Annotated in this window: 20 protein-coding genes; 16 read left to right on the forward strand and 4 right to left on the reverse strand. The window is 36.9% G+C overall.

Features of this window, described 5'->3' with window-relative positions; translation table 11 throughout:
* The first annotated feature begins 551 nt into the window (after positions 1-551).
* On the forward strand, positions 552-890 hold the full coding sequence (locus tag MM236_RS17805) for a hypothetical protein (protein WP_241276348.1): 339 nt from the start codon (positions 552-554) through the stop codon (positions 888-890).
* A 15-nt stretch (positions 891-905) separates the two neighbouring features.
* Here the strand turns inward: MM236_RS17805 and MM236_RS17810 are convergent, their stop codons facing one another.
* On the reverse strand, positions 906-1,964 hold the full coding sequence (locus MM236_RS17810; RefSeq protein ID WP_241276349.1) for an NAD(P)H-dependent glycerol-3-phosphate dehydrogenase: 1,059 nt from the start codon (positions 1,962-1,964) through the stop codon (positions 906-908).
* A complete protein-coding gene (locus tag MM236_RS17815) occupies positions 1,942-3,639 on the reverse strand; it encodes a 1-acyl-sn-glycerol-3-phosphate acyltransferase (protein WP_241276350.1) in 1,698 nt (565 codons plus the stop codon). The genes MM236_RS17810 and MM236_RS17815 overlap by 23 nt, the downstream gene beginning before the upstream one ends.
* Before the next feature lie 184 nt (positions 3,640-3,823).
* Here MM236_RS17815 and MM236_RS17820 point away from each other — a divergent pair, with 184 nt between their 5' ends.
* The 3 genes from MM236_RS17820 to MM236_RS17830 all read left to right on the forward strand — a co-directional run bounded on the left by MM236_RS17820 (position 3,824) and on the right by MM236_RS17830 (position 6,755).
* Entirely contained in the window at positions 3,824-4,798 is a 975-nt protein-coding gene (locus MM236_RS17820; protein ID WP_241276394.1) for a polyprenyl synthetase family protein, read from the forward strand.
* A gap of 117 nt (positions 4,799-4,915) precedes the next feature.
* Positions 4,916-6,109: a hypothetical protein gene (locus tag MM236_RS17825; RefSeq protein WP_241276351.1), complete on the forward strand. Its 1,194-nt coding sequence runs from the start codon at positions 4,916-4,918 to the stop codon at positions 6,107-6,109.
* A gap of 94 nt (positions 6,110-6,203) precedes the next feature.
* Positions 6,204-6,755, forward strand: a complete 552-nt coding sequence (locus MM236_RS17830; RefSeq protein ID WP_241276352.1) for a hypothetical protein — start codon at positions 6,204-6,206, stop codon at positions 6,753-6,755.
* A gap of 243 nt (positions 6,756-6,998) precedes the next feature.
* Here MM236_RS17830 and MM236_RS17835 read toward each other — a convergent pair whose 3' ends face one another.
* On the reverse strand, positions 6,999-8,351 hold the full coding sequence (locus tag MM236_RS17835; RefSeq protein ID WP_241276353.1) for an RHS repeat domain-containing protein: 1,353 nt from the start codon (positions 8,349-8,351) through the stop codon (positions 6,999-7,001).
* A gap of 210 nt (positions 8,352-8,561) precedes the next feature.
* Between MM236_RS17835 and MM236_RS17840 the strand changes: the two genes are divergently transcribed.
* The 6 genes from MM236_RS17840 (at position 8,562) to MM236_RS17865 (ending at position 13,133) form a co-directional block, all read left to right on the forward strand.
* Positions 8,562-8,885, forward strand: coding sequence for a hypothetical protein (locus MM236_RS17840; protein ID WP_241276354.1), 324 nt, complete (start codon positions 8,562-8,564; stop codon positions 8,883-8,885).
* A gap of 153 nt (positions 8,886-9,038) precedes the next feature.
* Complete coding sequence (locus MM236_RS17845) at positions 9,039-9,620, forward strand: DoxX family protein (protein WP_241276355.1); 582 nt, start codon at positions 9,039-9,041, stop codon at positions 9,618-9,620.
* 267 nt (positions 9,621-9,887) lie between these two features.
* Positions 9,888-10,142 (forward strand): hypothetical protein, encoded by a 255-nt coding sequence (locus MM236_RS17850; protein ID WP_241276356.1) that lies wholly within the window; start codon positions 9,888-9,890, stop codon positions 10,140-10,142.
* A gap of 18 nt (positions 10,143-10,160) precedes the next feature.
* Positions 10,161-11,297, forward strand: coding sequence for a DUF4221 family protein (locus MM236_RS17855; protein WP_241276357.1), 1,137 nt, complete (start codon positions 10,161-10,163; stop codon positions 11,295-11,297).
* Positions 11,298-11,321: 24 nt separating this feature from the next.
* Positions 11,322-12,017, forward strand: a complete 696-nt coding sequence (locus tag MM236_RS17860; RefSeq protein ID WP_241276358.1) for a hypothetical protein — start codon at positions 11,322-11,324, stop codon at positions 12,015-12,017.
* A 570-nt stretch (positions 12,018-12,587) separates the two neighbouring features.
* Positions 12,588-13,133, forward strand: a complete 546-nt coding sequence (locus tag MM236_RS17865) for an REP-associated tyrosine transposase (protein WP_241276359.1) — start codon at positions 12,588-12,590, stop codon at positions 13,131-13,133.
* Between the two features lie 475 nt (positions 13,134-13,608).
* Here MM236_RS17865 and MM236_RS17870 read toward each other — a convergent pair whose 3' ends face one another.
* Positions 13,609-14,838, reverse strand: a complete 1,230-nt coding sequence (locus tag MM236_RS17870) for a peroxiredoxin family protein (protein WP_241276360.1) — start codon at positions 14,836-14,838, stop codon at positions 13,609-13,611.
* 411 nt (positions 14,839-15,249) lie between these two features.
* On the opposite strand from MM236_RS17870, the gene MM236_RS17875 reads away from it, so the two are divergent.
* Genes MM236_RS17875 through mraY form a run of 6 tightly spaced genes read left to right on the forward strand, consistent with a single transcriptional unit; the run spans position 15,250 to position 21,763 of the window.
* Positions 15,250-15,690 carry a division/cell wall cluster transcriptional repressor MraZ gene (locus MM236_RS17875; RefSeq protein ID WP_369415219.1) on the forward strand — a complete coding sequence of 147 codons (441 nt, stop codon included), beginning with the start codon at positions 15,250-15,252 and terminating at the stop codon, positions 15,688-15,690.
* Positions 15,687-16,592 (forward strand): 16S rRNA (cytosine(1402)-N(4))-methyltransferase RsmH, encoded by a 906-nt coding sequence (rsmH, locus tag MM236_RS17880; protein ID WP_241276362.1) that lies wholly within the window; start codon positions 15,687-15,689, stop codon positions 16,590-16,592. Before MM236_RS17875 ends, rsmH begins: the two co-directional genes overlap by 4 nt.
* Positions 16,593-16,595: 3 nt before the next feature.
* Complete coding sequence (locus MM236_RS17885; RefSeq protein WP_241276363.1) at positions 16,596-16,976, forward strand: FtsL-like putative cell division protein; 381 nt, start codon at positions 16,596-16,598, stop codon at positions 16,974-16,976.
* Entirely contained in the window at positions 16,973-19,087 is a 2,115-nt protein-coding gene (locus MM236_RS17890) for a PASTA domain-containing penicillin-binding protein (protein WP_241276364.1), read from the forward strand. The genes MM236_RS17885 and MM236_RS17890 overlap by 4 nt, the downstream gene beginning before the upstream one ends.
* Complete coding sequence (locus tag MM236_RS17895) at positions 19,088-20,548, forward strand: UDP-N-acetylmuramoyl-L-alanyl-D-glutamate--2,6-diaminopimelate ligase (RefSeq protein WP_241276365.1); 1,461 nt, start codon at positions 19,088-19,090, stop codon at positions 20,546-20,548.
* 3 nt (positions 20,549-20,551) lie between these two features.
* Positions 20,552-21,763: a phospho-N-acetylmuramoyl-pentapeptide-transferase gene (mraY, locus tag MM236_RS17900; RefSeq protein ID WP_241276366.1), complete on the forward strand. Its 1,212-nt coding sequence runs from the start codon at positions 20,552-20,554 to the stop codon at positions 21,761-21,763.
* Position 21,764: the final 1 nt, after the last annotated feature.

The raw sequence follows: 21,764 nt of genomic DNA on the forward strand, positions 1-21,764 counted from the left end.
AAATCTTTAAAATTTAATTTGGCCACAAAGTTCGCAAAGGCTCGCAAAGGATTTTTTTGTTATGTTTCTCTGAGGATCAGACTACTTTCCTTGAAAGCCTTGTTTCTCCCCATTGCCAAAACCGCTATATTTTTTTTTTTAAGATAAAAACCTTTGCGTACCCCTGCGTCCATTGCGGCAAATCTTTAAAATTTAATTTGGCCACAAAGTTCGCAAAGGCTCGCAAAGGATTTTTTTTGTTATGTTTCTCTGAGGATCAGACTACTTTCCTTGAAAGCCTTGTTTCTCCCCATTGCCAAAACCGCTTTATTTTTTTTTAAAATAAAAACCTTCGCGCATCCTAGCGTCCATTGCGGTAAATCTTTAAAATTTAATTTGGCCACAAAGTTCGCAAAGGCTCGCAAAGGATTTTTTTGTTATGTTTCTCTGAGGAGCTGATTGCTTTCCTTGAAAGCTTTGTTTCTCCCCATTGCCAAAACCGCTTTATTTTTTTTAAAATAAAAACCTTCGCGCATCCTAGCGTCCATTGCGGCAAAGCTTTAAAATTTAATTTGGCCACAAAGTTTGAAAAGGATCGCAAAGGATTTTTTTTGTTAAGTTTCTCTGAGGAGCTGATTGCTTTCCTTGAAAGCTTTGTTTCTCCCCATTGCCAAAACCGCTTTACTTTTTTTAAAATAAAAACCTTCGCGCATCCTAGCGTCCATTTCGGCAAAGCTTTAAAATTTAATTTGGCCACAAAGTTCGCAAAGGCTCGCAAAGGATTTTTTTTGTTAAGTTTCTCTGAGGAGCTGATTGCTTTCCTTGAAAGCTTTGTTTCTCCCCATTGCCAAAACCGCTTTATTTTTTTTAAAATAAAAACCTTCGCGCATCCTAGCGTCCATTGCGGCTAAAACTATTTAAATCAATTATAGAAAATCCACGTCTACACTAAAAGGATACTTCATCAAATACTGCAATGCATCTTCGATCAATAAATCTTCAAACAATACTTTGTATAGATTCTCTGTTATTGGGGCTCGCATTCCTGTTCCTTCCACAAACGTTTTCATCAACCTGACCGTATTGATACCTTCGGCAACTTCAGACATGGTATTTTGGATTGTTTCAAGGCTTTCACCCTGGGCAAGTCTATAGCCCACTGTGTAGTTTCGCGACAAGGTGGAATTGCAAGTAGTCACAAGATCACCGATTCCGGCCAATCCGACAAAAGATTTTAAACTTCCCCCCAAGGCGTTGCCAAGATAGATCAATTCTACCATTCCTCGTGAGATCAACAGACCCTTGGCATTTTCACCCAAACCCAAACCAGCTAAGGCACCTGAAGCGATAGCAATGATGTTTTTCAAAACCCCACTTAGCTCCACCCCAATGATGTCAGAGTTTCCATAGACCTGGAATTTATCCGAACGGAGTAGATTTTGTCCTTGATGGATTACTTCATTGTATTTGCTAGCCACCACAGTAGCTGCTGGTTGGCCTTTCGAAAGTTCCTTTGCCAAATTTGGACCAGCAAGACAACCTACCCTAACCACTACTGTCTCTTTCAAAATCACTTCACTCATAGTCAAGATGTTTTCACGACTGATCACTTTCATATCTGAAAGTGATTTCCCGTTTGGCAGGTTGAGGCAAAGTCCCTTCGTACCATGGATGATGATATGGTAAGGATAAAGATATGGAGAAAAAGCTCTAACAACCTCCTGAAATGCACTAGAAGGAACCATGAAGAATAGAATTTCACATGATTTGCAAAGCATTTCTGGATCTTGGGTGGCAATTATATTTTCACTGACAGGCTGCCCATCAATACTATGGTTTTGGTTGATTTCATCCACAAGATCGGCCCTTCTCGCATAAGCAACTACAGGGTTTTTCTCTGCAAGCATTCTCGCTATCGCAGTTCCGAAACTACCTAAACCAACGACACCTACTGTTTTTTCTTCAGAAGAGTTTTTCAAGGTCATATCCGTCTAGTCTGTTATGGTAAAAATACAAAAGACTCATGTCTTCTGTGATGATATTTCCTTCGCTGTTTTTCACCAAAGGTCGTTTTGCATGATACATTCCTACATTGTCTAAGCCGTGGCTTATAATTTCATCAATTCCTCTTCTCAAATGGGGAGCTACATGGATTTTGTTGTTAGCTTTCAATTCAAATATCTGATCGAGTACACGCTGCACTTCCTGTTTGAATTCTTCGTAATCCAAAACGATATCTTCTTCAGGTAGTCTCAATAAATTGAAAAGGTCAAGTTTTTTGTTCTGCTTTTTGATCATCTGGAAGGCTGTGAAAGCAACCAAATGAGAGCTAAACACCCTATTGATGATGTGAAATTCCTCTACGATTCTATTTCCTAATCTGTTGGTGTACTCTTCCTCCCGCTGTGTATCTAGATTTACCTCACCATTGCTGATAAAATAATCTCGGGTTTCGATGGTCCTGCCATTCTTGTCCATGCTATTTCCATCTTTATCAACATAATGACCCAAGACATCCATTGCTTTTCCTACTGATACAGAAATATCAGATCCTTTTGTGAAGAATTTGAAGAGGAATTTTGAAATTTTGTAAGAAGTGGAAAACTCATCCGATTCGGCATAATATCTTTCTTGACCAGTTATGCTGAGGTATTCTTTGATCAGACTTGGTGCTTCCAGTACGAAATGATAGTTGATGGTCACAGGAACGATAAATACCTTTCCACTGATATCATTGATTCCTTTCTGATAATTGGCTCTTTGTGCTTCTATAGCTGTACTTAGAAGTCCTAGTTTGAGTTTGGATTCTATTTTTCCACTTCTGGATCTTGTACCTCCAGGAAAGAAAAGACTATGTACGCCAAACTGTATTGCTTCTGAAGAATATGTCTTCAAAGTTTCTAGGTAGGGAAGGTTCTTTTTTCGTCTATCAACTTTATAAGCACCAAGAGAATTCATGAAATAGGCAAAGATGTCGATATTGAAAAGGTTCAACCCTGCACCATATATAAATGGAGGAAGTCCCAAAACAGAAATGATCCAACCTATCAAGATACTGTCAAGATTGGAGAAATGTGTTGGAACCATAATAATCGTGCCTTTGGAAGCCAAGTCCCTAAGCTGCTCTGTTTCACCAATAGTTTGGATTTTGTCCTGAAGTGAATATTGATTGCTAAAGAGCCTTTTGATACCCTTTACCCGCGCTGCATTCAGCAACCTTGCAAAACCTGAAGTGATGATGCTTCGGGTAAACTTATAATGCGTGTGCTTGAAATTACTTGCTATTTCTTCTGCATAACGCATCGTAATTTCGTCCAAAATGGCGATATACTTCTTTTTTTTCTCAATTTTAGGAGTAGAAATATCGGCACTAAGCTGCAAAAGTGAACCTTTGACATTATTCCAGAACTCATAATCATCATCAGGATCTACAGCCCAAGGGTTTTGCTTGATTCGTAGTTTTTCCCTGTACAAGGTTGTTTCCAACTCTTCTTTGAGGACGGCAACATTTCCCCCGGTAAGTCCCAAAATTCTTTTCTTACTGGCCTCAGCCACACTTTTCACGAATTCTTTCCTGCTTTTGCTGAGTTTGACTACAGGCCATTCATCCTTTTGAGGGAGAATGGGGTCGTATTTATGTTTGATATAGTCGTCGGTCAAGGCTTTCAGGTTTTAGATTAAAAACAAAGATAACAAAAATAAGATTTGACAATTTGTCAATTTAGACAAAGTAAGTCGGTTTTTACCAAACGATTTTGCTTTTGAGTAGTTTCATTATGGAATTATTAAACCAACGGCTTTGTCGAACATGGAATCCGTCGTATTATTGCAGCACCAAAGCGCTATGAAGCCTGACCTCAAACAAATACAACAGCCCATTGCCACTGAAATGGTGGAGTTCGAGAAGAAGTTTAGAGACTTTATGAAAAGTAAGGTCAAACTTCTCGACCATATCACCAGTTACATTGTCAAAAGAAAAGGGAAGCAGATGCGTCCTATGTTTGTATTTCTGACTGCTGGAGTAAGCGGACAGATTACAGAAGCGTCTTATCGTGGAGCAGCCTTGATTGAATTGTTGCATACAGCCACGCTTGTGCATGATGATGTAGTGGATGATGCGAATTATCGTAGAGGATTTTTTTCGATCAATGCCCTTTGGAAAAATAAAATCGCTGTACTTGTTGGAGATTACCTCTTGTCTCGAGGGCTTTTATTGAGTGTTGATAATGGAGATTTTGAATTGCTTCGGATAGTATCACATGCAGTAAGGGAAATGTCGGAGGGAGAATTGCTCCAAATCGCAAAAGCCAGAAAACTTGATATTACAGAAGAAGTCTATTACAAAATCATCAGACAGAAAACCGCTAGTTTGATTGCTTCTTGCTGTGCTGTTGGCGCTGCTACTTCAGGGGCAAATCCTGAATTTGTGGAGAAAATGCGTGATTTTGGAGAGAAAGTGGGGATGGCCTTTCAGATCAAAGATGACCTTTTTGATTATGGTGAAGACGAAATCGGCAAACCTGTGGGGATTGATATCAAGGAGAAGAAAATGACACTTCCTCTGATCTATGCCTTAAATAATGCTTCATGGCTGGATAAGAAAAAAATTATCTACCTGATCCGCAACAAAAACGAAGACAAAAAAGCAGTCAATGAAGTTATAGACTTTGTAAAGAAATCAGGTGGGCTAGATTATGCCAATAAAGTGATGAATACTTATTTTGAAGAATCATTGGCATTACTAAATGAATTTCCTGATTCTGAATACAAGACTTCACTGGAAGGGTTGGTGAGATATACTATTGAGAGAAAGAAGTAATTTCGTTTTTTTTAGCTTTCTTTCAATATCAATTATTTCATTTTATTTCTAAATTGACAGCCAGTTTGGTGCTAGTTTTAAATGTCGATTTTAGTTTTGTTTCCTTAATCCGATTTTATGAAAGAGAATTCCGATGAGTTGGGCTGGTTTAGAAAGTTGCAGAAAAACAGCTGGAATCCAGAAGTCATTATTTCTGGCTTTGCCTTGGCTTTTATCCTTGTTTTCCCAAAAAGTCTATATGAATTTGCTGCAAAGATAATTCAAGATTGGGGAGTTAATTATCTCGGAGGACTTTTAGTGTTGATTTATTCTTCTTTTTTACTTAATGTATTCAAGATATTTTTGATAACTCACCTGGCGCTTAGGTTTGTCTGGACAGGAATGCTTGGTGTAAGTTATGCATTTCCTGAAGGAGTGATCAATGAAAGGCTGCCTTCTTATGTCAAAGGTTTTGAATTTGGAAATCTAAAGGATTACACTTTAAAGCTTGAAAGGATTTGCAGTTTGTTTTTTGGGATCCCTACCTATTTAGCATTTATTTTTATACCAATCACGTTGTATTTGGGTGTTCTGATTACAATTTATAAGCTCCTTGATCTAAGTTTTTTCATGTTTTATATCTTATTTATGGTGTCAATTTTACTTTTTGTAATTTATGGATTAGTCATAAGTAAGCTTAAAAAAAATGTCAAGGCCAAAAATCTCTTTAGTACTCTTGGGGCTGTATATCAGAGCAATTTGGGTAACCTAAGGTTTAATTTTGTTCAGTTGCTTATTTTCCTTGTTACAATCCCTTTTATAATCCATGATACCAGAGATTTTACACTTTTCTTTCATGAAGTTTCTCTTACCGAAGAACAAGTTGACTGGCCCGATAAATCTTGGTATGTAGAGGATCAAAGGGATGCCGATTCAAGGTTTGGAAGAATTTTGATTCCTTCTGAATCCATAGAAGGAGATTTCTTGAAATTGAATATTGCCTATTATGGGGAAGATTTGAATTACCTGAAAGAACTGAATGGGGATTTTAAAATGACCTTAGATACCCTTTCATGGCATAATCTTTCGGTACCAACAGATCTTTATAGAATCAGTATTGACGATTCGGTCTATAATGAACTTGTTTGGAAAAATGTCGTCAAAGCAGGATCTAACCAAAAAGCTTACGAATCATATGTCAACATTGGAGACCTTCAGCCTGGATTGCACACGATCAGACTAGAAAAATTGGCAATGAGAATGGAATTCTTTACTGATTCAGAGCCAAAACTAAGGAAAGATTGGGCAGTGTTTGATTTCTTTAAAAACTAATCTATTTAAAATTTAACTAAAAATTAATTTAAAATTATTTTTATTAGTTGATCTATCAAGATATCTTTAAGGGATATAATTAAGTTGATAAGATATGAAAAAGTATATTAAGATATTAGTGATTTTTATTCTGTTTATAGTTATTTCAAAAGAATCCAAAGCTCAGGTTTATCTAGGTGGGGGCGGAGTGATCAGTCAATTCAGTTCAGCTTCACTTGAAGAGTACAGAGGGATTGGGGCGATTGTTCAGCGGCAGATATATTTGAAAGATAGCAGGTTATCATTGACTCCGACATTGCAAGGGAGTTGGCTGACCGATAAGCAATACAATGAAAATTTTTCTGAGTTTTATACTTCAGTTTCTGCTGGGGTGCATTTGAATTATGACCTGTTATCATTCAATAAATTTAGATTTACCCCATTTGCAGGACCTTCATTTGTTTGGGTTACGGGAACTGATGCAGGCGTTTTGGCTCAGGTTCCGCAAGCAGTGAATTTTTACAGATTGGGTTTGGAGGTTGGTGCTTCCTTGACTTATATCCATTCAGAAAAATTCAGCATCAAATTGATTCCACTCACCTACACATTTAGCAACAAGGAATTTGTACAGGGGAATGTCTTGAGTTTACTCTTTCAGATCATGTAGTTGGGGTTGTCTAAGCGTAGATTGCATCTACGTTTTCATATCTCTAGAATTTGCAATTCCACTTAGAAATTAAATTACCCACATAGTCAAGATTTTTTAGGTGTAGTTGCAAACTACACCTAGTCGGTTAGTAGTTGGTTTTATAGGGGTTCTCAAAAAATAGGAGTGTGCCCTAAGCGTAGATTGCGTCTACGCTTTCATATCCAAGAAATTTGGAGTTCTATACTTTTGTGATTTTCAAAATCACTCATAATATATTATATCACGCTCTTTAATCACTTGTTGAAATATCTCGTCATTTTCTGAAGAAATGAGTTTAAGTTCATTTTTAATCCAATTGCCAACATCATCATAATCATATTTTTTTATTTCAATTGTTTTTTCTTGAGGTTTTTTTAAAATATGTTCTTTTACATTCCCATTGGTGTCAAAAACATAAGATTCGTCTATGCTACGGCTTCCATCGGATTCATAAACGACACGTTCTGTCATATTTGAATTTCTATCAAATTTCCTTGTGACTTTTGAGATCAAGTCTCCATTGGAATTGACTGACTTATAGAATATTTCATTTCCATTTTTGTCATATTCTATGGAGTTGAAAGTGCTTGGTTTTTTAGAATCATGTACGTTTTCTTGGGTCAGATTTTGGTTAGCGTCATAAGTGAGTTCATATGTTATTTCTTGTAATAACTCACCGTTATATTTTTCACCTTTTTTGGAAGTAAGACTTCCGTTTGCGTCATATTCAAAAGTGTTTATAAAGGATTGGTCTATTGCCAAATAATATCCGTTAATTAGTTCATTTAGGTGTCCATTTTCATTAATTGAAGAAGAGCTTTTGGGCATGTACCGCAAGTGTGTCTCTTTAATTATACTATTTTTTTCATCATATTCATACTCCCAAATGAATTCCAATCTTTCTTCAGGGCCCACGAATTTTTCAAACTTGATAAGGTTATTGTTTTTGTCACGCTTCCATGTTTTTTTATAACCAAATGCGTTTGAAAAAGGATACTTCACTTTGACTTCAACCAATTTTGAATCTAGGTAAGTCTCACTCTGCACATAATCAATTTCACCATTTTGTTTGTACACGGTTATTGTTTGATTTCCATCTTCATGGATTTCAAGTTTGTTTTGAAGATATAGTCCTTCATGAGGAAGATATGATTTTTTGGCTTCATGTTCTTCCCATTCTTCCATGGTAGCAAATGAATGATTTTTATAAGTTCGTTTTTCAATTTCTTTACCCTCACTGGAGTAGCTATATAGGATTTTCTTTTCTAGTCTATTTTGAAAATACTCTTTAGTCTCGTTGATTTGTCCTTCCGAATTATAAGTGCTCTCATGTGAGTATCCATCAGAACAAGAACTCATCTGCCCTCCTTGTATGTTAAAAGTATATTTTGAGGTACTAATTTTAGGTTCTTCATTGGGATATTTGACAGTTGAGGTTTCATTTATAGCTTTGACTTTTCCATTTAAATTCAATTTTTCCCAGTCAGTTTTTTCTTGAGTCGCAAAGCTGTCTGAATAAATTATTCCAAAAATCAATAATAGTATTATTTTAAAGATCGAAAACCTTTTAGTCATTGTTATATATTTAATTCCTAAAGTATAAAATTTTGACAATTTTCTGTAATTTTTATCCAAATTTACGAGAATAATTAAACTCAAGTTTAGAACTCCAAAAATTTATAATCTCAATAAATATCATTTTTTGATCGAAAAATTGATTAACCAAAATAAAGAATAAAAAAATTTGAATATTTACTTTGAAAAACAAAGCGCTTTGAATAAATCATGGAAAATCACCAATTATCTAAAGGGATAAAACCCAAAAACCTCCTACTGGCAGCACTATTAGGAGCTTTCTTGCCATTCGCAGTTTTGGTATTAATCATTCTTACCAAAGAAGATGTGTTTGAAACATGGATGCTGTTTCCACTCACCATTATCCCGGCAGGAGGAGCTTTCGGGGGCGTGTTTTTCTACCAAATGGGTTTTCAGTGGTTTTCTGTGGGTGCCAAGAAGTTGATTGCAGTTATCTTTAGCACAGTATTATATTTCGTTTTACTGTGGATGAGTGCTGTACTGGTTTTTGCAATTACCGGGCATTGGGATTAGGAATAGAGGATCTGATCAAAATATATGGAGTTTTGGACTAAAATTGATCATGTGCATCTGACTGTAAAGGAAAATAGATGGCACAAATATTTTTATGTTTTTTGCAGGGTCTCTTTGGCGATAGGTTTTTTTATTGCCGGGATGGTAAAAATTATGGGTGAACGATTTGCGAGTGGACTATCTGATGTACATCCCATGGGGTCATATTTGGAAGCACTTCATCACACAGGTTATTACTATACATTTATTGGAGTTGCCCAAGTGTTGGCAGCCCTGTTAATCTTGTATCATCGGACAGTATTAATAGGAGCACTTTTGTACTTTTCAATTATTGTGAACATTTGGATCCTATCTTGGGCTGTTAGGTTTGATGGGTCTTTGATGTCCTCAACTTTGATGGTTTTGGCAAACCTGTATTTGATTTGTTGGAATTATGATCGATTGAAATACTTGTTCTTACCACCTAAGACCACTGTTTTAGATTTGACAAAAAAGCACAATAAAAATAAGTTTCCTTTAAAGTTTTTTAGTGGAGTCCTACTTGCTATAATTTTGGTCTTTGTCATTACAATCAATGTTTTTGAAATAAGACCAAGAAATACCATTGAGCAATGCAAAAGACAATTTGAAAACACAGAAAATGAAAAAGAAGGCTTTGAGTTTTGTGAATGTGTTCATTCCAAAGGTGATCCTTTGAATTCCTGTCTTGATGCGTTTGAATTAGCTGTCAAATAGCATTTATTTCTAAGCAGTTTGAAATTTTTCGATTTAAATCATGTGATTTTGACAAAGAAAAGTGGTCTCAAAGCAAATTCTTTCTTTAATTGGGTTTTGAATATAAGGAAGATAAGGTTTTGATTATTAATGCGTATGGCCTTGATTTTTTTTGCAAAAAATTCAAACTAAAAATTTGCTTGTTTCCTTCTTTATTGTAAACAGCTTTATTAGTGGAGGCATTTTTAAAGTGATTAAAATCTTATTTTAACCAAAACAAAAATTGTTATGAAAAAAAGAATTTCTTTAATGTTTACAGGTCTATCTTTGATGATAATGATGGGAGTGCCTCTAAAAGCAGATGCTGGCTGGGATTATAAAAGTGATGTGTCTCTCGATAAAATGGACGGAAAATACTATTTAAGGACAGATTGTGGGACATTTATAGGTGATGATTGTACTACTCCAGGATCATCTTCTCGAGTTGATGTTTCCATTGTCATAGATGTAATCAATGCAATCAGTGTGATTAATCCATTTTAATAATCAAATTTATTAAATATGACTAAATTAAAGATGTATGGCTACTTTACAGTAGCCATATTTTTCGTTCTTTTTTCTTGTGAATCAAGCGATGAACTTGAGTACCATCAAAGACAAGAAACCTCCCCAATAGATAGCTTGGATGTGAAGCTCCCTGATAGTTACAATGATTTAAACAAATGGGGTTATTTTTATGAAAATGAAGATGTTTTTCTATATGAATATAGTGCTGGCAAGAATTTTGATTTAGTGATCAATATTTTAGATTTTCAAAAAGGTAAATATGAAGAGACTTTATTGTTCAATAGGGAGGGGCCAAATGGATTCAAATCAACAGGGGTTAACGTCAACATTGTGAATCGAGATTCGGTTTTTATTTTCCCGATGGCATCAGATAAGTTTTATTTATACAACTTTAGCGGTGATATCCTAAGTGAATATCCATATAATTCCGTAGATGGTAGTGTTTTTAATGGGGCAGGAGTTTTTACAGATATAGTTCTTGAGGATAGCAGAGTTATGTTACCCACTGTTAACAAAACAAGGTTTGATGATTGTAGTTTTTTTAAGAAAGTTATTCCAGTTCAATATTATTCACTTAGAAATAAACAGTTTGAAGAATCAATTGCCTACCCCCCCCCATATATGGAAGGGAAGTTTCTATGGAGTAACCTTGCTTCTGCTAAAATCAATAAAATGAGAGATTCTAACATAGTAATTGATTTTCGGTTTTCTGATAGTGTTAGAATTTATAATTCTAAAACCAAAGAATTAGATTTGATTTTTATGGGTTTGAATAATGAGCAAATTGTTCTTGATACACTTCCGTCAAAAAATCAAGAAATGAAATATTTACTTACAGAAAAGGAATATATGTACACATTTTATCACAATCAGAATTTATTTCGACTTTGCTCGCATCTCAAAAATATGAGACAAAAAGATATTCCATTATCGGATTTAATGGAAAATTATTCCAGAGAAATGACCTTAATCAAATTTGATCTTAAAAAGAAAGATTATGAATACTTGAAAATGCCTATTGCCAGATGTTTCTTCCCAATGAACAACAAGCTAATTGTAGGAGGTGTGAAATCTTGGGAAGATGAAAATCAAGATACATGGAGGAGGTTTTATTATTATGCGCTTGATTAGATCAATTAAATTTAAAAAACTTTAGTGGAGAAATATTTAAAAATTTTATTTGTTTCAATAATTTTCCTTAGTTCCTGTCAATCAACAAAGACGAGTATTAGGCAATATTGCAAAGTCTGCCTTGACAAGGAGGATGGTATTATCATCGATGATGTGGCTAGCCCTATGCTTTCCGTCATGCAGAATAATGAGATATGGGATATTATGAAGTTGGTCTTTCAAAAAGAGGGGTTTACCAATGTCTATGATAGATATGAGCTAGATTATGAATTTTTCAATAATAACATCAAAGGAATAGATAGTCTGGAAGACAGAGAACAATTGGCTCTTAAGTTGGGAATTAAGTATATTCTCAAGCCTGCTGTTTTAGATGTAAGGGAATCAGAGGGCTTCATGTATGATGCCATTGATCCTAATGAATCAAAATACCCATTCCCAAGAGAAATACACCCTATTCCCAACAAACCTGCAGAAAACAAATCGATATTACAGTATGAATTGATAGAGACTTCCTCGGGAGAGGTGGTTTACAGGGTAGATTTTATAAGTTCTGATTCAGGGTTTATAAATGATGATGGAGATGATTATAATATTAGTACAGTAATGAAAACTTTACGTTCTGGAACTAGAAAAGGCACTAAATTCACAATTGCAGATTGCAGTTGTCCAAAGAAAAAGTACACCAAGAGGAGGAAGTTTTGGGAGAAATTAGGGCACTGATGATTTTTTGGGGTTATTTGTCTTAGTTTAAAGATGCTCATCTAAGTGTAGATTGCATCTACACTTTCAAATAAAAGAACCCACGCAGTCAAGATATTTAAGGTGTAGTTTCAAACTACACCTAGTCGGTAGGTAGTTGATTTTTAAGTGTTTCTCAAAAAAACAAGGTGTGCCCTAAGTGTAGATTGCATCTACACTTTCATATCCAAGGAATTTGCAAATCCACTTTCAAATAAAAGAACCCACGCAGTCAAGATATTTAAGGTGTAGTTTCAAACTACACCTAGTCGGCTAGTAGTATTTTTTAAGGATGTTTCAAAAAATAGGGTATGCCCTAAGTGTAGATTGCATCTACACTTTCATATCCAAGGAATTTGCAAATCCACTTTCAAATAAAAGAACCCAAGCAGTCAAGATATTTAAGGTGTAGTTGCAAACTACACCTAGTCGGTAGGTAGTTGATTTTTAAGTGTTTCTCAAAAATCAGGAGTGTGCCCTAAGTGTAGATTGTATCTACACTTTCATATCCCTGGAATTTGCAAATCCAATCCAAGAGAATTATATTTAATAATGGGTGATGCTTTTCAAATTAGAGATCAGGAAATGCCTTATTTTTTGACATTCCAAGTTGTCGGATGGGCTGATGTATTTACCAGAAAGAGGTATAGGGATTTTATCTTAGAAAATTTAACGTATTGTAGAAAATCAAAAGGATTGTATCTATTTGGTTATGTAATTATGAGCAATCATATTCATTTGTTGGTTCAACAAAAAGATGGTAGGTTGTCAGATTGGGTTAGGGATTTCAAAAAGTTTACAAGTAAGAAATTGATAAAAATGATTTTAGAGAACCCTGATGAAAGGAGAAAGGAGTGGCTTCAAATGATTTTTGAATATCACGGGAAGTTTAATAAGAGGAATAATGATATTCAGTTCTGGACTCACGAAAACCATGCTGTTGAAATGTATAATGTCGCCATGATAGAAAGTAGAATGAAGTACATTCATGAAAACCCTGTTAGAGCAGCCATAGTTGAATACCCCGAGGATTATTTATACTCCAGCGCAAGGGATTATTCTGGGTTAAAGGGATTGATTGATTTAGATTATTGGTGATTTTGAATAACCCCGTGCCCCCTAAGCATAGATTGCATCTACACTTTCATATCCAAGGAATTTGCAAATCCACTTTCAAATAGAATAACCTACGCATTCAAGATATTTAAGGTGTAGTTGCAAACTACACCTAGTCGGTTAGTAGTTTTTTTAAGGATTTCTCAAAAATCAGGAGTGTGCCCCTAAGTGTAGATTGCATCTACACTTTCATATCCCTGGAATTTTCAATTCCACTTTCAAATAAAAGAACCCACGCAGTCAAAATATTTAAGGTGTAGTTGCAAACTACACCCAGTCGGCTAGTAATATTTTTTAAGGATGTTTCAAAAAATAGGGTATGTCCTAAGTGTAGATTGCATCTACACTTTCATATCCCTTGAATTTGTAATTCCACTTTCAAATAGTAATACTCTTGCCGTCAAAATATTTAAGGTGTAGTTTCAAACTACACCTAGATGGTTTGTTGTGTGTTTTATCACTCTTCCCTCAAAAGCCCACTCACCAATTCTTCATGCTCTTCAATCCATCTGTCGTAAAGTCCGCCTGTCCCAGGACCGTTGAAGCCGGTGTGGATGTGGCGTACTTTGCCATTTTTGCCTATATAGATCAAAGTGGGAAAAGCCACAACACTACTCAAGGCTGGTAATGCTTCGGCAGCTTTCTCTTTGTTGCTTACGCCTGCGATCAGGAATGTATATCCTGCTCCTAGCTTTTCAGCGGACTTCTTCACACGCTGACTTGCATAGTCAAAATCAGGCTTGCTCTCAAAGGCCAAGCCTATGATTTCTATCCCTCGATCCTTGTTCTTCTCATACCATGGAGCAAGAAACTTCGTCTCATCCATGCAGTTGGGGCACCAAGTGCCAAATAACTGGACAAGGACAACCTTGTTTTTGAATTTGTCATCCTTGATACTGACCATGTTCCCTTCTGTGTCAGGAAAGCTAAAATCCAATTCCTCGTACCCATCTTTCAGATAGGTGAGTTCATAGGCGTCTGGCAATTCAAAATCCTCATCTCTCACGGCGATAAATGTCTCTTGATATCTTGGCCCACTTCTGAATCTTCCTTGTATGGAGCCGTCTTCCAACAAATCTGCTGTGAAAAAAAACGCATGACTTCCATCAAATGCACTTAAAAAAAATGTCTCTCCACTGACATTGCCTGCAAGAAATCTATAATCTCCCAGAGCTGTCAAAAAAGTCCCTCGGATCTGAATTCCATTCTGCACAAATTCCCCGATAGCTTCATAGGTCTTTCCATTTGTATCTTGGAATATGGTCTTCCATTTACCCGAAAAGTCAGTCTTTGGTTTTTCGGTAACTTCAAATCTTTCAAATGCTCCTTTTTTCGCTTCAAAAGGAATACCATAATCAGAAGAGGTGTTTTTTACAAATACTCCTTGGAGTAAGCTGTCATTCTTTATTGATGCTTTTATTTCCGAATCGAAAATACCCATTGGAATAAAAATCGAATCATTTTTGACCAAAACTTCATCAAGTTTGAGTTTTTCTTCTCCATTGATGAGATATGCCTCCCACTTTTCCCCACTTTTTTCAAGCTCCAATTCCACGGGAATTACGTCGGGATTGATGTCTAATTCGGCGTGCCACATTCCCTGAAGCTCATGTTTTGAATTTTGACTTTGACTACAGGCAGCTAATAAAAAAATGGAAAATGAAGCTAATAAAACTCTTGTTTTCATGGGTAGATGTGTATTTAAGCTGCAAATATAGATTAAATAATGAATTAAGTCTATCTATTTAATAGGGAAATGTTTTGTGTTTTTTTTCAAATTTTTCAAGGTAGTGGGGAATTCTCCCACTTTTTTCCTTTCTCATTTTCTACATTTGCTCGTCCAAACATGTTCGGTTGAAAGATTTTAAATAAAACCCTCATATTTTACATAATTAAAGCGTTTTTGCCCCAGTCTTCCTGATACTCAAATCCTTGATCCTCAATTAAAAAAAGATTCATTTTTTATAAAATCATTGTGATAGTAGAAACTTTTAGATACTTTTAAGAAAAAGTGGTGAAAAGTGGGGTGAAGTGGTGGATTGTGTAAAAGCTTTTCTTACTTTTGTATTTAAAGTAAACTCAAGATAAGTTCATGGGGATGTTCAATGGTCAATTTGTATGTAAGATCGATGCCAAGGGTCGACTCGCATTGCCTGCCAAACTGAAGGCGGCAATTCCGAGCTCCAATGGCAATGAGCTATATCTGCGTTTTGGCGATGAGGGTTGCCTTGCTCTTTATACAGATCAGGAGTTCAAAAGTTTGTATAACCAAATCAACGGGCTATCAGATAGAAATGAACTTCACAGAAAGATCAAAAGGGCGTTTTTCAATAGCTTGGCCGTTTTGGAAATGGATAGTGCCGGTAGGATTTTGATTCCAAAAAACTTCTTAGAGTATGCAAATATCGACTCAGAAGTCTATATACAAGGCATAGGTAAATTCATTGAGCTTTGGAATCCGAATACTTTCAAAAATGAGATTGAAATGGATCCAAAAGAGTTGTCGGCTTTGTTGGATTCAACTTTAGGAGAATTATGACAAATCAAATCTACCATATTCCTGTAATGCTTCATGAATGTATTGAAGGCTTGGCTATCAATCCAAATGGGGTCTATGTAGATCTGACTTTTGGTGGTGGTGGACATTCGCGGGAGATTTTGAAGAAATTAGATAAGGGTCATTTGTATGGCTTTGATCAGGATTCAGATGCAGAAGCCAATATTCCTGAAAGTGGAAATTTCACTTTTGTGTCGGCAAATTTTAGGGACTTGAAAAAATACCTCCGTCTTTATGGAGTGACGCAAGTAGATGGAATTATCGCTGATTTGGGGATTTCCTCGCATCAGATTGATGAGCCTAGTAGAGGTTTTTCCACAAGGTTTGAAGGTGATTTGGACATGAGGATGAGTTCTTCCATGAGCATGTCAGCCAAAGATGTTCTTAATACCTATGAGGAAGGAAAGCTTCATAAGATTTTCGGAATCTATGGAGAGATAAAAAACGCAAAAACACTTGCTCAAGCGATCGTCTCGCATCGTGCGGCAGAGCCATTTGTGACCATAGAAGGTTTCAAAGCTTTGCTTCAGAAGTTTGCACCAAGAGGCAGGGAATTCAAATATTTTGCACAGGTATTTCAGGCATTGCGAATTGAAGTGAATGATGAGCTGGGGGCTTTGGAAGAAATGCTTCTTCAGACCATAGAGGTGTTGAAGCCAGAAGGAAGGTTGGTTGTGATGAGTTACCATTCATTGGAAGATAGATTGGTGAAGAATTTCATCGCAAAAGGGAAATTTCAAGGTGAGGTAGAAAAGGATTTCTATGGCAACTTAATAAGACCTCTTGAACCAGTTACCAGAAAGGCAGTGACTGCTTCAGCAGAAGAATTAGAATTGAACAATAGGTCTAGAAGTGCCAAGCTAAGGATTGCAAAAAAAGTATAAAAAATGGGTCAGAATACTTTCAAAAAGAAAATCAAGGAAAGTGCTTCTCCGGGAGGTAAAAAGAAAACGCTTTTTACTCTGATCGAAGAGAAGCTCAACGTGACTGGATTTTTGGGGGATGGTATTCCAGTGAAGTTTGGGCCTCCATTTTTCTTTGCCGCATTTTTGGCTATGATATACATCTGGAGTAATCACCGCGCTGACAATATGATCCGAAAGATCGAAAGGATGCAGCAGGAAGTAGAAGATCTTCGTGCAGATGTGACGACTCTGGAAGCTGAATATATGCTAAGCAGCAAGCAATCCGAAGTGGCAAAAAAAATACAGCCATTGGGCATATATGAAATTGACGAACCACCTATTAAGATAAAATATAAAAAGTGAATATAAAACGTTCCATAGTACTGAGAGTAAGAATAGCCTTTATTTTGGTGTTCTTATTTGCTGGGCTGATCTTTTACAGGATCGCCCATTTGCAGTTTGTGGAGGGTGAGAAATGGCAGGCAAAATCCGAGAGTCTTAACTTTCAATTTAGGCAAGTAAGTGCCACACGAGGAAATATCTATGCCACAGATGGAAGCTTGCTATCCACTAGCTTGCCATTTTACAGAGTTGTAATGGATCCTGCTGTAGCCAAAGAGGATGTATTTTCTCAAGGGATAGACTCGTTGTCATATTTGCTTTCATCATATTACAAAGACAGATCTTCTGATTCTTACAAAAGAGCCATCAAGGATGCTAGGGCCAATGGGAAAAGATATTTGATTCTCAATAGAAAACAGATTGGCTATCAAGATATGCAGGCTATGAGCAAATGGCCGATTTTCAGAAATGGAAGGAACCGAGGTGGGGTTATTTTCGAAAAAGTAGAGAAAAGATACCGCCCATTCAATGATTTGGCAAATAGGACTGTAGGATACATTAATGAAGACAAATATGGTGCTGGGATAGAATACAGCTTCAATGAGTTTTTGGAAGGGAAAAATGGAAAAGCCTTATTCCAAAGAATAGCTGGAGGTAGTTGGAAGCCGGTTTTTGATGCTGAAGATATCAAGCCAGATGATGGTTTTGATATTTGGACCACTTTGGATGTAAACATTCAAGATGTAGCAGAATCTGCTTTGCTGAGACAATTGATCAGTAAGGACGCTCAGTTTGGTTCGGTGATAGTGATGGAAGTTGCCACAGGCAAAATCAAAGCAATCTCAAATCTTCAGAAAAACAGTAGCGGAAGAGGGTATGGAGAGAATTACAATTTTGCTATTGGAGATCAAGGTTTGACAGAGCCAGGGTCTACTTTCAAGCTTTTGTCTATGTTGGCACTTTTGGAAGAGGGGAAGATAAATCTTGATGAAGCGATAGATACAGGAAATGGTACTTTCAGATTCTATGACCGGATCATGCGCGATGCCAAGAATGGTGGCTATGGTGTCATTTCTATAAGAGAAGCTTTTGAGAAATCATCCAATGTGGCGATTTCAAAGTTGGTAGAACAGAATTTTGGACATCAACCAAAGAAATTTGTCAGCTATATAGAAAAAGCAGGTTTGGATAAGCCCATCGGTTTTCAGCTCAAAGGTGAAGGCGCTCCTTATTTCAAAACTCCGGGAGATAAATATTGGTACGGAACTACCCTTCCTTGGATGTCCATTGGGTATGAATCTAAGCTTACGCCTATGCATACATTGATGCTTTACAATGCGATAGCGAATGGTGGAAAAATGGTCAAACCAATGATTGTCCAGGCAATTGCAAGGGGAAATCAAATTGAGAAGAACTTCGAGACTGAGGTGGTGAGAAAAAGTATCGCTTCGGAAAAGACCATCAAACAGCTTCAGGGCTTGCTTCAAGGAGTGGTGGATAATGGTACAGCGAAGAACATTCACAACAATGACTATAAAATTGCAGGAAAAACAGGGACTGCTCAAAAATTAATAGACGGAAGGTATACCCAACGGTATTACACATCATTTGCGGGATATTTCCCGGCAGACAATCCTAAGTATTCTGCAATTGTGATTATTGACAGTCCAAAAGGCTTCAATGCTTATGGTGGTGATGTATCTGCACCTGTTTTTAAAGAAATAGCAGATAAGATTTATGCCCAAGATTTGCAGATCAATGTGAAAAATCAACCTAAATTCCAGTTTGCTGATTTTAAAAACGATGAGTTTCCATTTATACAAGCTGGAAAATTCGAAGAGCTGCAGATGCTTTGCAACAAGTTTGGTATCTCCAATCACTATAACAATGAAGGTGGTGAAAATTGGGTGAAGTCCACCGTCAGCAACAAGTCTATTCAGTGGAAATCGAATAAAGTAGAAGCTCCAACCGTACCTGATGTAAGTGGATTGTCTTTAAGAGATGCATTGTATGTTTTGGAAAACAAAGGACTTAGAGTGGTGTACGAAGGGAAAGGAAGAGTAAAAAATCAATCTGTCACTCCGGGCAGCTCACTTCAGCAAAATGCTGTGATAAAATTAGTATTAGGTTAAATGAGGGTTTTAAAAGACATACTGTACAAAGTTTCATTGAACTCCACCATTGGGAATATGGATAAGGAGATCAGTGAGATTGTGTTTGATAGCCGGAAAGTAGTAAAGGACAGTGTCTTTGTTGCCATATCGGGTACAATCGTCGATGGACATGATTTCATTGATACAGCTTTGGAAAAAGGTGCAAGCGTCATTGTCTGCGAAGTATTGCCTGAAAAAGTCGATGCTAACACTACTTATGTTCAGGTGATTAATTCTGCAAGTGCCTTGGGAATCATGGCTGCAAATTACTATGAAAATCCTTCTAGTAAATTGAAGATTGTGGCAGTCACTGGAACCAATGGCAAAACTACCACTGCTACATTGCTTTATCAGCTTTTTGTAGAAATGGGCTATGTAGTCGGGCTTTTGTCAACAGTAGAGAATAAGATTAACGATGAAATTATTCCTGCTACGCATACTACGCCGGACGCATTAAGTATCCAAGCTTTGCTAAGAAAGATGGTGGATGCAGGATGTACTCACTGTTTTATGGAGGCAAGTTCTCATGCAATAGTCCAAGAAAGAACTTCAGGAGTAAGGTTGACAGGTGCGATTTTCACGAATATTTCTCATGATCACTTAGATTATCATGGGACATTTGATGAGTATATCAAAGCCAAGAAAAAGCTTTTTGATGAATTGCCAAAAGATTCATTTGCATTGATCAATGCAGATGACAAAAGAGGGATGGTGATGCTTCAGAATACCAAAGCTACTCGTCAATCTTTTGGATTGAAATATCCAGCTGATTTTAAAGCAAAAATCCTCACCAACGCTTTGGAAGGTTTGGAGCTTGATATCAACGGAAAGCAAGTTTGGTTCAGGATGATTGGTGAATTCAATGCTTATAATATACTTGGTGTGATGGCCACAGCTGTATTGTTGGGAGAAGATGAGGATGAAGTCTTGGTCCAGCTATCCAAAGTACAGGGGGCACAAGGAAGGTTTGATAAAATTTCAATCGCGGGGATCACAGCTATTGTGGATTATGCCCATACACCTGATGCCTTGGAAAATGTGCTGAAGACGATTCAAGGTGTAAGGTCTGGAGGTGAGCAAGTCATTACTGTTGTGGGTTGTGGAGGTAATAGGGATAAAACCAAACGCCCTATCATGGCAAAGATCGCGACACAACTGAGTGACAAAGTCATTTTGACTTCTGACAATCCGAGAAATGAAGAGCCGATGGCAATCTTAAGGGAAATGGAAGCAGGAGTGAATCCTGTAGATTTCAAAAAGACCATGATTATCGAAGATAGAAGAGAGGCTATCAAAACTGCCGGTATCATGGCCAATAAAGGTGATATTATCCTGATAGCAGGCAAAGGACACGAAACTTACCAAGAAATCAAAGGAGTGAAATACCCCTTTGATGATCGTGAAATAGTAAAGGAATTGATAACCCTATTGAATAAGTAAAAGATGTTATACCCGATTTTTGAATATTTCGACCAAGTATTGGATATCCCAGGGACGGGAGTGTTCCGCTATATCTCTTTCAGAGCAGGTATGGCAGCGCTTGTTTCCTTGATTATCACCATCACTTTTGGTCAGAATATCATCAGTTGGATCAGGAATAAGCAGATAGGTGAGGCTGTAAGGGATTTGGGACTCGAAGGTCAAGCTGAGAAAAAAGGTACACCAACTATGGGGGGCTTGATGATCATGGCTGGAATTATTATTCCTACCCTTCTTTTTGCGAATATCAACAACATTTACATTATCCTTTTATTGGCAACCACAGTATGGTTGGGTGGAATTGGGTTTCTGGATGACTATATCAAGGTTTTTAGAAAAAATAAGGACGGTCTTGCGGGTAGATTTAAGATAATTGGTCAAGTGGGAATCGGGATTGTGGTTGGAGCTACGCTTTACTTTCATGAAGGAGTAGTCGTACGAGAGTTCACCAATCCTGTTTCGATAGAAGAAGGGGTAGTTGAAACGCCTGCATTTAGAGATGTGAAGACCATGAAGACAACCATTCCTTTTTTGAAGGACAACGAGTTGAATTATGAAAGGGTATTTGGTTTTCTTGGAGAAGCGGCTACACCGATTTTCTATATTCTTATCGTGATCTTCATCGTGACTGCAGTCTCCAATGGAGCAAACATTACTGATGGTATTGATGGGCTAGCAGCGGGGACCTCGGCTATTATCGGCTTGACGATAGCGATTTTCGCCTACATTTCCGGCAACGCCATATTTTCCCAATACCTGAATGTATTCTTTATTCCAAATTCAGGTGAGCTTGTGATTTTCTGTGCCGCTTTTGTTGGTGCTTGTGTGGGATTCTTATGGTACAATGCCTATCCGGCACAAGTATTTATGGGAGATACAGGAAGTCTGATGCTCGGTGGGGTTATTGCAGTTTTGTCTTTGACTTTGAGAAAAGAACTATTGATACCTATTCTTTGCGGGATTTTCGTGATCGAAAATGCTTCTGTGATCATTCAGGTGTCCTATTTCAAATATACCAAAAAGAAATATGGTGAAGGAAGGAGAGTCTTTTTGATGTCTCCATTGCATCATCATTATCAAAAGAAAAATATTCATGAGGCGAAGATTGTAACAAGGTTTTGGATTCTTGGAATCCTCCTTGCCATCATCACTTTAGCAACATTGAAATTGAGATAAA

Source organism: Belliella calami, assembly GCF_022549695.1.
Taxonomy (GTDB): domain Bacteria; phylum Bacteroidota; class Bacteroidia; order Cytophagales; family Cyclobacteriaceae; genus Belliella; species Belliella calami.

Bases quoted from the DNA above. Each gene is read 5' to 3' on its own strand.
- MM236_RS17810 (WP_241276349.1), bottom strand. From the start codon at position 1,964: ATGACCTTGAAAAACTCTTCTGAAGAAAAAACAGTAGGTGTCGTTGGT.
- MM236_RS17820 (WP_241276394.1), top strand. From the start codon at position 3,824: ATGAAGCCTGACCTCAAACAAATACAACAGCCCATTGCCACTGAAATG.
- MM236_RS17825 (WP_241276351.1), top strand. From the start codon at position 4,916: ATGAAAGAGAATTCCGATGAGTTGGGCTGGTTTAGAAAGTTGCAGAAA.
- MM236_RS17830 (WP_241276352.1), top strand. From the start codon at position 6,204: ATGAAAAAGTATATTAAGATATTAGTGATTTTTATTCTGTTTATAGTT.
- MM236_RS17835 (WP_241276353.1), bottom strand. From the start codon at position 8,351: ATGACTAAAAGGTTTTCGATCTTTAAAATAATACTATTATTGATTTTT.
- MM236_RS17840 (WP_241276354.1), top strand. From the start codon at position 8,562: ATGGAAAATCACCAATTATCTAAAGGGATAAAACCCAAAAACCTCCTA.
- MM236_RS17845 (WP_241276355.1), top strand. From the start codon at position 9,039: ATGGGTGAACGATTTGCGAGTGGACTATCTGATGTACATCCCATGGGG.
- MM236_RS17850 (WP_241276356.1), top strand. From the start codon at position 9,888: ATGAAAAAAAGAATTTCTTTAATGTTTACAGGTCTATCTTTGATGATA.
- MM236_RS17855 (WP_241276357.1), top strand. From the start codon at position 10,161: ATGACTAAATTAAAGATGTATGGCTACTTTACAGTAGCCATATTTTTC.
- MM236_RS17865 (WP_241276359.1), top strand. From the start codon at position 12,588: ATGGGTGATGCTTTTCAAATTAGAGATCAGGAAATGCCTTATTTTTTG.
- MM236_RS17870 (WP_241276360.1), bottom strand. From the start codon at position 14,838: ATGAAAACAAGAGTTTTATTAGCTTCATTTTCCATTTTTTTATTAGCT.
- MM236_RS17875 (WP_369415219.1), top strand. From the start codon at position 15,250: ATGTTCAATGGTCAATTTGTATGTAAGATCGATGCCAAGGGTCGACTC.
- rsmH (WP_241276362.1), top strand. From the start codon at position 15,687: ATGACAAATCAAATCTACCATATTCCTGTAATGCTTCATGAATGTATT.
- MM236_RS17885 (WP_241276363.1), top strand. From the start codon at position 16,596: ATGGGTCAGAATACTTTCAAAAAGAAAATCAAGGAAAGTGCTTCTCCG.
- MM236_RS17895 (WP_241276365.1), top strand. From the start codon at position 19,088: ATGAGGGTTTTAAAAGACATACTGTACAAAGTTTCATTGAACTCCACC.
- mraY (WP_241276366.1), top strand. From the start codon at position 20,552: ATGTTATACCCGATTTTTGAATATTTCGACCAAGTATTGGATATCCCA.